The organism is Nitrospirota bacterium, assembly GCA_016214845.1.
GTDB lineage: Bacteria > Nitrospirota > Thermodesulfovibrionia > UBA6902 > UBA6902 > SURF-23.
Map to the genome: position 1 here is coordinate 1 of JACRMS010000016.1, position 13,789 is coordinate 13,789.

The window sequence follows — 13,789 nt, forward strand, 5'->3', positions numbered from 1 at the left end:
CTGTGACACCGATGATATGTCCCCTGCATCGTCCTTCGCAAAAACGGCGACCTCGTATTTGCCGAAAGCATTAAATATATTCCCTGTGCTTCCCTCATACCGGTTGTTCCCGACATCCGAAAGCACCACTATCGTCTGACTACCTTCACTGTCTCCCGGCCCCTTTGGAGATGTTACCACTGCCCACACCGGGTTTACCGCTGCAAGCGTACCCACTGTCGTTACATCGTCAGCGCGAATAAGAGTTGAAAGCGCACCCGTTAAGGTATTCGGTATTGCCGACACCGACCCTATCATCGGGTCCTTTCCCGCAAGCCTTATCCCCACCCCTATGGTGTAATTAAAGGCAACTGATCCGTCACTGCTCTCATTGCCCGTTCCATTGCCGTTATCGTCTATCCACGCCTTCTGCTCCTGTGCCGTCGAAAACTCCATCGCGCTCCGCGCATTATAAAACGCGTCACGCACGTTCCACCCGTTCATTATCCTCTTCCAGAAATAATTCGAGAATGATATGTCTCCGTCCGATAGAAAATACGCCTGCCCCCCCGAGCTCCCTATCAGTATACGGTCACGGTTTGGGTCTGCCAGCTTTGAATTGAACGCCCCTGAATAACTTGCGTCATATATCACCGTCACCTTGCCGGGAATAGTGTTTTGCAGAGTGTCAAGCCAGGTATCCAACTGGGTCGCTGTAAGCGTCTCCTGAGGCTCAGTTCCCTTGATATTAAATGAACCTGCATCGCCATTGCCGATCATATACAACACCACATCTTCCACACTGTCCGCTCCCCAGGTCTGTATCGCAGATTGCAAATTGCTCAGTGTCGATGTACCGTCAAAGCCGGATGTGAATGCCACAGGGCTGTATAAACATATATCTTCATTATTGGTACATCCCTGCTCACTGTCATCTTTATAACCCTGGAACTTCAGCGCGTTATACGCCGCCTGTGCGCCCTTCTGTATTCCATCCCAGTTCGCATCCGACTGGCTCCCTCCAGCCAATATGATCGCCCTTCTCTTTAACGGAGTTCCGACTGCAACCGTTGTGGTCATCGGCATGGATGTGTTGCCTATCCGGTCCTTTGCATAGATTGAGATATTGTATGTGCCGTAGCTGTCCGCTATGTTGAATTTGTCATAAGTCGCTGTATACTGACCCAGAGTTCCTTCTACCGGCATCAGTTCGATAGACGGCAGTCCGCTTACAGTGTTGTTTGACGCACCTGATGCGTAGCCGGGCGGAAGTATTACCGCCCATACGCGAGCTATGCCGTCCCTGTCCGTTACGTTATCGGCTGTTAATGTGGCTGTCGACTGAGTCGGTGCACTTGCAGATATACTCCCTATTGTCGGCATATCCCCGGAGATTATTGCCCCGTTTCCGATATAGGTGGTCTGGGCCAGGGCGCCATCATTAAGCAAAGGAGTTTGATTGTCTATTGCCGTTGTCAAGGCGCTCGTTGCATTGTCAAATGCTTCCTTGACGTTTGAGCCGTTAAAGACGTCCGTCCAGAAGAAGTTTGAGAAGGACACGCTGCCCTGGTTCACAAAGTATGAGCTTTCTCCGGAGGATGCGCTTGAGACAAGCACGCGCTTCTTGCCTGATGGAGGCGTATTAAGCGCTGTCAGGAAGCTGCCGGATTTGCAGGCGTCGTAGACAAATGTGACCTGACGGCATGAATTCGATGTCGATGCGCCGCTTATTTTTACATCGTCAATCTGCCACCACCAGTCATAGGCGGCATTATAATAATGGAAGCGTATCATCACATTGTTCTGTCCGGCGGCAGATGAAATATCAACAACCTCCGTTTTCGGACCCCGGTAATCCGCGCCGGTTTTTTGCCATACAGTCGACCAATCCGTTCCTCCGTTCACGCTGACATCCACATCAGCGACCTCCGCGCCTCCACTGGAGTAGTAACGAAAGTCGGTCCTGAATTCGAGCTTGACCGTGCTCATACCCGACATGTCTAAAACAGGCGTTCGCAGTTCGGTGTTCATATTTACGGCCCCGGCATTATCGCTGTCAGCAATGGCAAAGTTCCCCGGGCCGCCGGTCAGATTTCCACGGCTGCCGGGATCATCAAAGCGCCAGACCGCGCCGCTCAATGCATTGTCAACCACTGTCCAGCCCGGAGGCAAACCGTTTTCAAAGGATTGAGCAAGAATGTTGGATGTGATGGTACCGCTTATTTTTACGTCGTCAACCTGCCACCACCAGTCATAGTTGGCACCGTAATAATGAAACCTTATTATCACACTGTTTTTTCCGGCGGCTGTGCCTGTAATATCGATAGACTCGGTATGAGGTCCCCTGTAATCCGCGCCGGTTTTATGCCATACAGTCGACCAATCCGTTCCTCCGTTCACGCTGACATCCACATCAGCGACCTCCGCGCCTCCACTGGAGTAGTAACGAAAGTCGGTCCTGAATTCGAGCTTGACCGTGCTCATATTCGACATGTTTAAAACGGGAGTTCGCATTTCGGTGTTCATGTTTACTGCTCCGGCATTATCGCTGTCAGCAATGGCAAAGCTCCCGGAGCCGCCGGTCTGATTTCCTCGATTAAGAGGATCATCAAAACGCCAGACCGCGCCGCTCCCGGCATTGTCAATCACGGTCCAGCCCGCAGGCAGGCCGTTTTCAAAGGATTCATTCATGAGATACGAAGTCGGGCAAGGCTGGTTTTGATAGGTACCCAGCCATGAGTCAAGCTGAGAGACTGACAGCATCTCTGTCTCGTCCATGCGAAAGGTCCCGTTGCCGTTTTGGTCCACACCGCCGTGGTCCACAAGATACACGAAAAGATTGTCGGCGTCAGAGGCCCAGTTGACGGCAGCCTGCAGATTCGTATTTTTCGCATAATCGTCCACGTCTGAAATCTTATCTCCGTCGAGGTCGAGGTCTTTATCTTTATCAGATGACAGATAGTAAATCCTGTCGCTTGAGAAGCCCTGGTTCATAAGCGCCCAGTAAGCAAAATTGGCCGCAGTCTGCGTCGCCTCCCACAACTTGTTTCCCTCATAAGGACCGCCACCTGCCACGACTATTGCCTTGTTGTTGGAAGAGATACTTAATCTTTTAATTACCTGAACACGGTTGTTAAGCGGGTCCGGAATATAAAGCTTATCGTTATTGATAGATAAATAATTTGGTGTACTAAACAGCCCTGGTCCATATCCTGGTCCTCCGTATTTTGAGATGAAATTCCCGTTTGGGTCGAATTTCTGGATGCGATTTTTAGTAGTATCGGCAATATATACATATCCCTCGCTGTCAACAGCAATCCCTTTTGGAAAATTAACATCCCCGTCGTCATCCCCAGGATGGCCGCCCCACTTTCTTTCATACGTACCATTCAGGGTAAATTTTTTTATGTAGTTGTTATTTGTATCTGCAACATACATATAACCATCACTGCCAACTGCAACCCCATATGGATGATTAAGCAGAACGTCTCCGGAGCCTGTCTTTCCCCATTCAGTAACATACTGGGTGTCCGGGGAGAATTTTTGAATGCGGTTATTGCCTGTATCCGCCACATAAATATAACCGCTGCTGTCAATCGCTATTCCTGTAGGGCCATTGAATTGCCGGTTTCCAACACCGGGGGTCCCCCATTGGGTTTCATATTGTCCGGCCGGGGAGAATTTTTGAATACGGTTATTGTTTGTATCTGCCACATAAATATAACCGCTGCTGTCAATCGCTACGCCCGTAGGGAAATTAAACTGACCAATCCCAGCGCCTGGGCTCCCCCATTGGATATCATATTGTCCTTCAGATGTAAATTTTTGGATGCGGTTGTTGAGCGCATCGGCCACATATACTATACTGCTGCTGTTAACCGCAATGCCCACGGGCAAATTGAACTTCCCATTCCCGGCACCGTCGCTTCCCCATTTTGATACAAATTCAAGACGTGTTGAAGTAAATTTTTGGATGTGATTATAATCAGTGGTATATACAAAACCGTCGTTATCAACTGCTATACCAGACGGAGAAATGAACTGCCCATCTCCAAATCCTTGTTCTCCACATTTTCTGCTAAATGTTCCGTCGTCGTGGAATCTTAGTATGCGATGGTTACTTGTATCAGCCACATATACATCTCCGTACCTATCAACTGCTATGCCATTAGGATATTGAAATTGTAGGTTCCCTTCGCCCCGGGTTCCCCACTGGTGGATATATACTCCATCCGAACGGAATTTCATGACACGGTGGTTATTTGAATCAACAACATATACTTCTTCATCATTAGGCGCAACCGCTATGCCCTTAGGAAGATTAAACTGTGTGTTCCCATCGCCGTAGCTTCCCCATTGAGACTTATACATGCCGTTTGAGTCGAATTTTTGTACGCGGTGGTTACTTGTATCAGCAACATATACATAACCTTTTCTGTCAACCGCTATGCCACCTTGAGGAAAGTTGAATTTTCCATTTCCAGTGGTGCCATAGCTTCCCCATTGGCCCTTATACTTTCCTTTTGAATCGAACATCTGAATCCTGTTGTTGTCCGTATCCACCACATACACATTACCACTGCTATCAACCGTTATGCCTTGTGGATTACTAAACTCTCCGTTGCCAGTGCCAAAGCGCCCCCAACTTGCTACAAGTTGACCGTCGGGCGCTAACTTCATAATCCGGTTGTGATTCTTATCAGCAACGTAAACATAACCGTTGCTGTCAACCGCTAAGCCCTGTGGGTAGTCAAAATACCACGGCTGCTGGAGCGCGGGCCAGAGGCGTTCGAACTTATAGATATCTGCTGATAATGCAACGGCAGGCATAAAAAACAGGACGGCAAAGACAACGACTGTAAGCCTCAAAAAATACTGTTCAATTCTTACCCCTCTTTTCATATATTCTCCCCTGAGACCTCTTAACTCCTGACTCAAACCTCTATTCTAATTAGACGCAATTAGCCTGCAAATCTTTCATGTGTGCAGCTTTTTATATGACAAAAAGTCAGCCCGATTGAAAAAGCCCTGATGAAGATCGGGGCTAACTATCTGATTGAGAAGAGATAAAGGTAAAATAATTATTGCATATGACAAAAGGTTTGTACAGAACTTTTTTAATAAGGATAATTCCTACTGGACTATGACCCGGTCCAGCGTCCTGATCTCATCAGGACTGCCTTTTATCACCTCTGCCTTTGACATGTCCTTCATGACTTCCGTCACCCTGGCGTATCCGATGATTTTTCCCTTTGGACCCGATGGCCCCTTCTCAGGGATGCCGCTTCGGTATATAACAAGTCTGCCGTGCGGAGCGATCTCCCCTTTTTTCAGGTCCGTATAGATTTGACCGTCTTTTTGCTTTAACACGATACCGCTGAGCATAGGAAAGTCATTATGCAGATGGACAGACAGCGCCTCTGCCAGAAAGCTCATCGCAGCAAGACCTTTTCCTGAGCTGTAAATTTTTTCGGTTGCCAGGATTTCAGACGTTTCGGTGTCGATCACTCTGCCTACGATTTCCGTGCCATTGCCTGTTTCCGTTATACTGCCGGTTACAACAGCTTGGGCTGACATCAGCTTGCCCAGTTTCACCGCCGCGTTCTCATCAACCAACTGCGTGAGGTTGAGCTTCTGCTCTTCCAGTATCCTCTCTATATGGCCCCTGTCAACCAGTTGAAAGCGGCCCTGAGTTTGCAAGGCGAGAGTCAAAAGATCAAGCAACATGGCGCTTTCTCCGGTTGCCGACCCATTCTTCTCAAAGGGATATATCGCCACTCTCAGACGTCTTGCAGCGACTTCTGCCGGCAATTGAGAAAGCTGGATTTTTTTTCTGATCACGACGATGTCCTGTCTGGCCCGGTTGTCCGCGCTATCTACCGCCTCAATGGTAATTCTGTTGTTTCCCTCTTTGAGTTCGGCAAGATGGCTGAAAATAACACTCCGTCCGGGATGGTCCAGGATTGAAGAACCATTGAGCGTTAATGATTTAATTGTATTGTCATCAATGACCTGTCCTGCTATATATATTTTTTCAGTGTAGACAGTCCGGCTGTCCGACAAACCCTGAAGCTCTATAGCCGGGGGACGACTGTCATCTGATGCGCTGGGCCCTGTCCTGACGGACACTAAGGCAATCAGGAAAGCAAAAAAGAATATAAGCAGATTGATCTCTCTGTTCTTTTCCATATCAGATGAAAACGGGTTATTACATAAACCCTACCTGGTTATAACCATATCCTGCGCCCTGATATTATCAGGGCTTTTTCTGCCTGACAGCCTGGCCTTTGAAAAATCCTCGTGGATTTCTTCAATATCAGCCGTTCCCAGGTTTTCCATGTCGTAACCAAGTGACTTGCCGGTCAGGGGGTGCCTGATCTCTTTCCCTTTTCTGTAAACTATAATTCCCATGTCACCCTTTATTCCTTTGCCGGTCCCAAGATCGGTAAAGACAAACTTCTGGTCCTTTTTTATGACAATGCCTTCAACAAGAGGGAAGGCGCCCGCGACTTTTAATGCCAGACCATCCATAAGCTGCACAATGGAATCAGGACTGCTGTCTTCGCTGTATACATCTTTAACTTCCATGATCTCCGAAGTTTCAGTATTGATGACCTTTGACGTGAATTCAACAGACCTGCTGTCTGCAATAACAGATGTAGCAAGGATTGTCTCGGCAGCCATAAGCCTGCCGACTTTTATTGAATATTCCGGATCAGTGAGTTTTTCCCTTGTAAGGTTCTGTTCGAGCATTACCTGCTCCAGCCTTGCCCGCTCCGTGACATTGAACCTTTTCTGGTTGACAAATGAGCCGGTCAGATGCTCATATGCCGACAGTCCAGCGGGTATGTCCTTGTTCCCGTTTTCAAAAGGCAGGATGGATATACTCATTCTGCTTCCGACCTGCAATACTTCAGGTATTTTTCTTGTAACACCAAAACCTGCTTCCGATCTGTTACCTGATGTGTCCATGGCCTCAACCTTTATATTATTACCCCCCTCATTCAGCTTCACCAGCTTACTGAAGAATATTTTTCTGCCCTTCTTTGAAAAAATGTCCCGTCCGTTGACAATGATCTCCTCAACTTTTTTGTTGTCGGACACCTCACCCTCCACATAATATTTATCTGCAAACACCGTGGGGACCGCTTCCGTATCTTTCAGTGTAATGACCGGCGGCCTGTCATCTGATGAAAACATGTCAGCCGCTGAAAAAACCAAAAGCACAGGAGCGGATTTAATATTGGCGGCAGAAAGCTCCCTGTCTATGTCCACCTCGGCTTTAGTAATATTATCGAGTTTGTCATAGGCCTCTATAACAACCGTGGCCGAGTCAGCAGGGAAATCAAAGTAATGTGTTTTTTTACCGTCTGTCACTACAGCCTTATCATTTATCATCAGTCTGCTTATGCCCGTGCTGTCATTAACTTCGCCGGTTATCCTGACAACTTCTTTGCCTTTACTCATTTCCTTAATAACATCAAATATGCTTATTGAGGGTCCTTCCCTGTCAACGGTAATTGCTACAGTCTGGACCGATACATTGCCCAGGAGATCTTCGCTGACAACCTCTATCTGTTCCGTATCATCAGGAACACTTATCTCTTGAGTGAATTCCATTTCTTTTTTCGCAAGGCCGATCCTGTATTCAGTATTATTGACAAACAACTTTGAAATATAACCATCGCCTGCTGCTTTACCGGTCACCTTAATTTTAAAACTGTTCACCGCAGTGTCTTTTAATGGAGACCATACTGTGATCGAAGGTGGACCAGGTTTTAAGTCCTGCATAAGAAGCCCGGCTTTTCTTGCCTTATTCAAATAATAAATTGCCTTTGACGACTCCACATCCTTAAGAGACTCTTCCAGCTCCGATATGGCCTTGCTGATCTCCCCTTTATTGAAATAGACTATACCAAGCTCCCTGTGAGGGAAATAGTCTATGAAATGCATCCCATATGTCCTTGCCATCCTCTGATCTTTTGAACGCCGGGAAACGGCTGACTTAAAGCTGCTGATCGCATCTTCCCATTCTGCTGAATCCGAATAAGAGACCCCTCTGCCGTAGTAGTTATACCAGTTTCCCCTGAATGTGCCGCTGTCGTCTTTAACTATCCCTCCGGGCGACGAGCATGACAGCAGCGTGGCTGCTATTAAAAGGATGGATGTTCTTTTCATCTTCATTGCGCCCCCCGGAAAAACGATTCAAGGCCGAACTTATTTTAAAATGACAGTATTATTCAAAATAAAAAATTGACGATACCATTGCTGCATGCTGGTATATATCGGCGCTGCTCCCTTTAACAGAAGGTATATCGCCTGTAGTGTTGTTCCCGGTCCTGTAAACATATGACCAGTCTATCGCGATTCTTCCGTGCACCAGTCCTCCGCCGATCGATATCCCGTAAAAATCATCAACGCTTCCCATAGCAGGTTCGGGGTCATAAAAAAGTCCGAACCTCAGTGGGAATACATATGTCCCCCTGATATGCAGATATTCGGTACCAAGACGTATCTGTGTCGTGTCCTTCAGGCTTCCTTTACTGATCGGTTCCCTGGTTACGGGGTTGGTTTCATTCCCGTCTCTGTCCGTCAGAACAAATTCTGACCAGTCGGTCCTGTAGATATCGAATGCGACAGTCCAGACGTCGGAATGTCTGTAAGCCAGACCGACGCCGTATGAGGCAGGCATTTCCATTGAGGTGTCAAAGCTGTCACTATCAGGTGATTCTTCATGAATACCCAAACTGGGGACGTCTAATGTAACTGTTTCGGTAAATTTGTGCCGCAGGTCTGCATCGAACGCAGTTTTATAAACTCCTCCGACTGTAAAATTTCCGTTTATTGTCCATAAAAAACCCAAATGTCCGTTGACACCCTCAAAATCAACTTCATCTCTGAAGTCAATTGCGGTTGTCTGAAAACTGTTTCCAGCTACTGTCTTCTGCTTCATGACCCATCCGTTTCTGCCTGCCCAGTCCTTCCACAGGTTAAGAGTCGCTCCAATATAAAATTCAGGCGTAACCTGCACAGCCAATGCCGGAGATATCGCATAAAGCTGCCCTTCCTGATCGAACTCAATATACTGGGTAACTGAAGAGCCTTGCGGGATGAACTCAAAATCTACCATCTTGTTCATCTCATAAAGCCGCTGGTAATTTAATGAAACGAGCATGTTCCTGTTAAAGGCTGTAAAAGGGACAGCCACGCTGGCATAGTTAAGGCTGTCGGACTCCATTTTGTTTTCGGTTGCAATTTCAGGATGCGCGTCAGAGCTGTAACCCTGTTTTCTTCTGAACAATGAGTACACTGCCGATACCTCGGGCTTTTCGAGCTTGATAAGTCCCGCAGGGTTCCAGGATGCGGCGGTGGCATCATCGGCCACGGCAATAAAGGCGCCTCCCATACCAGTGGCCCTTGCTCCTGAGCCTACCGGATTTAAAGTTGATGAAAACTCGACCTGGTCCTGGGCATTTACAAAGGAGTAAGTTGATACCATGGCAATAACCACTAATAAGCACGATCTGCAATATCTTTTTATGCTCATCTCACACCTTATTACTACGCTTAATCATTAATTTCACGTATTCTGTCACCCTGTTTTATCAGTCCCGGCTTTCCCGTAACAAGTGCAAAGGAGCTGTCTTTTTCTACCTCACCAATTTCGATGATAACTTTTGCAGACTGAATTCCGCCGCTTTCAGGTTGTTCCTGAATAACTTTCAGCCTGTCCCCTTTTTTCAGTCCATGAATCTGTCCAAGATTTATCCGGCACCTTCCGCCTGAAACTGAGAGGACCTTTCCCCTGAGCGGGAAGCTCCCGCTGATCCATTTTGCAATACTGTTTCCGAGGTCATTTACCGTGTTCATTTCTATTTCTCCTGAAGAAGATCCCGTATTAATCACTTTTACGACCTGAGATGTTTCCGTGTCGATAAATTTCGAGATGACCATCAGTCCCTTCCTGTCTGGAATGATAGTCCCTGACATGATCAAGCGTGCTGAAAACAGCTTTCCGATCCTGAGCGACGTAAGCGGATCGGAAAGATCGGACTGGCTCAGCTTCAGCTCTTGAAGGAGTTTGTCAAGAATTTCTCTTTCCACGATTTTGAACCTCGTTTCCTCCTGAAGAGCCAGAGGAAGGAGAGTGAGCAGTTTTTTAGGATTACTTTCATCACTGCCGTCGAGAGACTTTACATCCATGAATACCATTGTGATCGGCATTGAGTTCCACTCGTCACGGACGTCATTCTTCTTTTGAAATCTGTCCGCTCTGTAGTCTTTAGCGAGAGAGGCCACGAGTTCATCAATCCTTTTACGTTCGGCCTCTTTTTCCCCTGCAGACACAGCACTGACTGCCGGTGATACTGTTGCATTTACTCCGGCGCCCGGTTCCGTCTTCCCCCTGCCGAAAAAAAGTGCTGCAACAGCAGCGATAAGCAGGACAGCAATCCCCGCAATTATCAAACTCCTATGGGACTTCTTTTCTTCTCCAAGCTGTATCACACTCTCTTTATGTCTCAGTTCAGGGGACACCGTCGCTTCATTGACCGGTTTATCAGTCTTATTTTCTTTTTCGCGGGCTTCCATTTCAGCATAAACGTATGCCGTTGTCGGGTCGCCGTAAAGCATGTAGCCGGCCCAGACAATCGTGTCCTCGCCATATTTGTTAATCAGGGCAACCCGGGCCTTTCTCATTGCCTCACCGATCGTTGAGCCTTGTGCAATGTATTTGTAAAAGTGAATAGCAAAATAGGACCCTGCCTCATCGGGAATTTCCCAGAATGTCCCGATATAATGCTGCACCCCGGCCAGTAAAAAAGCGTTGGCAAGACCGAATATCCTGTCCTCATAATCTTCTTCAAGCTTCCACTCTTCGGAGTGCCCCGACTTGCAAGCATTTGAAAAGACCAGCGACGGCATAGGCATAGCGCCCCTCATATTTTTTATGTCCTCTGCTCTCAGCATCCCGTCTTTCAGGACCCATCCGCTGTTCTCAGGGTCCAGGGAATCATGCTCGGCATGCCCGGCATAATGGACAATATCGAAATTCCTTATTTTTGCTTTTACATAGTCAGTCCTGATGTCTGTCGACTTTAACGTGACATCGACCCAGTCATCAAGGGCGCTGATTTCATTTTTGATTTCCACCCCTTCCTCATAGGAAGCTTTGAGGTCCCCTCCGGGGTCAGCCAGGAGCTGCATCTTAAGCGGCCTCCCCAATGCCCTTATGACGACAGATACCTGCTGTTTTGTGCTTACGGACCTGCCCAGGCTGAAACGCCGGCACAGGAACTCTTTGCCGTCAAAAAGCAGCTCCCAGGGGACAAAGACAAGACTGTCGTCAATGTTTACCATCAGATTCTTTACGCGTGTTTTGATCAGCTTGTCCTTGACGGACACGGGGATGAGTTCGTCGAACATCAGTCTGCCGAAGTCTTTCAGTTTGACCAGCAGGTCACTGCTGATCTTTCCCCGCCGGTTGGCCCTGTTGAGAAGATCAATGACCCCGCTTGTGTATTCCTTGATCTTTGCCTCATTGAAATTAATTTCTTTGTATCCCTTGACAGGACTTTCCTCCCGGCCCGCCCTTTCATACCCGCTTATTTTCAGTTTCTGACCCGATATCGAAGCCTCAAGAACGAATATGCTTTCATTCCCGTGTGAAAGTGTCCTGGTTATCCCCATGCTTAATGCTTCTTCATGCCATACCACCCTGTATACTTTTATAGCTTTCTTTTTCCCTTTGACCTGAGCATCTTCCACAAAACGGAATATGAACTCATCATTGTTTCTTACTTCCCGGTACATGTCTTCCGTAATAAAAATCTCGCCGGCGTCCGCAAGGGATTCAACCCTGCTCGCAACATTGACAACGTCCCCGAACACGTCCCCTTTGTCAACTATGGCCGTTCCATAATTCAGCCCTATCCTCACGTGAATGTGCTCGCTTTCGGCCCCGCCCTTATTCACTTCCCTCAACTTGCGTTGTATTGCAATGGCGCAACCCAGGGCGTTCGACGGAGAGTCAAAAACGGTCATGGTCGCATCACCTATAGTTTTGAGCAGCTCTCCGTTAAATTCCTTTAATAAAGGCAGCACTATCTCATTGTGCCTGTGTACCATGACCCTGCCGTCAATGTCCCCTCTTGATTCGTAGAAGGAAGTAGAGCCCTTGATATCGGTAAACATAATGGATATTGCCCTGCTGAATTTCGATTTCAGCAGAGAATCGATCTTTTCTCTTTCCGCTAAAATTTTATCTATGTCTGTCATGTTATTGTCCATGGACCCTCCCTGCTGCCGGCTATTGTATTTTAAGAGATATTTCTCCTAAGACATTCATGTTCTTATGAAGCCTGATTGTATATTTGCCTGTGGTGATGTCTTCCAGTGTCGTTTTTCCATCTTCAAGGAGGGTCGATATAAGCTCCCGCCCTCCGGATATAAGTTCAATCCTCAGGTTATTTAAAATGCTCTTATCTTTAATAGCGGCAACATGTATTCCGATATTACACAGGCTCCCGGCAGTTTTTTCAATATCGAGCTCTATTTTAATATCTTCAAACGATTTTTTAAGTGCTATCATCTTTGGAGATTCTGTCCTGCCGGCGCGTAAACCTCCCACAGGAAGGGGTGTCAGCACGTCAAAATTTTCATCGCAATGGATGACCCTGACAGAGTCTTTTATAAGACCCAGTATTATATCGAACAGGCTGTTTTTATCATGAAACAGGTTGACCGCGTTCCGTATAATATGTTCCGGGACGTCTTCAAGGTTTCTATCGTCCTTCTTAAGGATGACACTTCTGATTGCGCCAAAATTCCCCCGACAGTCTTCACATTCCATAAGCGCCTGTTCAAACGACTGTCTCTCTTCCGGAGAAAGCCTTCCATCTATATAAGCGGAAATCTCAAAGTCGCTTAAACATTTCCTGTGTTCAGGATGCATTGATACCTCTCTTTAAAGTTCTCACAATCTTATTCAATCCGTCACGTTCTTCATTCGATAGTATTTGACGTGCTCCATTCCGTTTTCTTACATGTCCTGTACATATTTTTTGATTTTTTCAATAATCCTGTGTTTGCCTGTATATACCGCAGACACCGACATATTGAGAACCTTTGCGGTATCTTCGGGAGAAAGGCCCCTGTGCAAAAGCAGATCGTATAATCTCCTGTCTTTTGGTGATAAAGCATTTATGGCCTTTGCCAGCATAGTGCTCTGCTGCCTGTCTTCGGCGTATCTGTCCGGCATATATCTGTTATCAGCTATGGTGTCCCAGATTTCCCCGTCCTCCTGTACAGGCTCTACAAAAAGCCGCGTCCTGTCTTTCCTCATATGGTCGATTGTCATTCGAATCGTCATTGTCGTTAACCATGTGGATACAGAGCATGAATATTCGCTGTTGAATTGTCTTAGCTTTTTCATGTCGTTTTCCAGCAGGGAAAGAAGCACTGCGTTAAAGAGGTCTTCAACGTCTTCCGGGGCGCAGGTAAAAGAATAGGAATGGAATGTCCTCCTGATAAAATTCCAGATAAGCCGGGAATACCTTCTTACAAAGACTTCCCAGGCGTCCCTGTCTTCATCATGGAGGCACTTGTGTATCAGCTCATTGTCATTCAGATTATTCTTCATTATTCATGTATGAACGGAATTTAACCATAAGACCCTTCCCCGTTATCAGATTTCATCAATCCCGCCGTCTTCAAGTGCCGGCAATAGATTTTCTATCTGAATTCACTGGTGTCCAAAATAACAGATTATCAATTATTCACCTCTTGTAATATATAGGTTTTCGACAGATTT

The 13,789-nt window shown here is 46.9% G+C and carries 7 protein-coding genes; all 7 read right to left on the bottom strand.

The window, feature by feature from the left end:
• Positions 1–4,881 (bottom strand): SMP-30/gluconolactonase/LRE family protein (locus HZB61_03745; GenBank protein ID MBI5055712.1); only part of this gene is annotated, 4,881 nt, incomplete at its 3' end.
• A gap of 231 nt (positions 4,882–5,112) precedes the next feature.
• Positions 5,113–6,168 carry a hypothetical protein gene (locus tag HZB61_03750; GenBank protein MBI5055713.1) on the bottom strand — a complete coding sequence of 352 codons (1,056 nt, stop codon included), beginning with the start codon at positions 6,166–6,168 and terminating at the stop codon, positions 5,113–5,115.
• Between the two features lie 30 nt (positions 6,169–6,198).
• Entirely contained in the window at positions 6,199–8,163 is a 1,965-nt protein-coding gene (locus tag HZB61_03755) for a hypothetical protein (protein MBI5055714.1), read from the bottom strand.
• A 52-nt stretch (positions 8,164–8,215) separates the two neighbouring features.
• Positions 8,216–9,478 carry an outer membrane protein transport protein gene (locus HZB61_03760; GenBank protein ID MBI5055715.1) on the bottom strand — a complete coding sequence of 421 codons (1,263 nt, stop codon included), beginning with the start codon at positions 9,476–9,478 and terminating at the stop codon, positions 8,216–8,218.
• 68 nt (positions 9,479–9,546) lie between these two features.
• Positions 9,547–12,267, bottom strand: a complete 2,721-nt coding sequence (locus HZB61_03765; protein MBI5055716.1) for a CHAT domain-containing protein — start codon at positions 12,265–12,267, stop codon at positions 9,547–9,549.
• Between the two features lie 19 nt (positions 12,268–12,286).
• Positions 12,287–12,931: a zf-HC2 domain-containing protein gene (locus HZB61_03770; protein ID MBI5055717.1), complete on the bottom strand. Its 645-nt coding sequence runs from the start codon at positions 12,929–12,931 to the stop codon at positions 12,287–12,289.
• An 87-nt stretch (positions 12,932–13,018) separates the two neighbouring features.
• Positions 13,019–13,618: a sigma-70 family RNA polymerase sigma factor gene (locus HZB61_03775; GenBank protein ID MBI5055718.1), complete on the bottom strand. Its 600-nt coding sequence runs from the start codon at positions 13,616–13,618 to the stop codon at positions 13,019–13,021.
• Positions 13,619–13,789 lie beyond the last annotated feature (171 nt).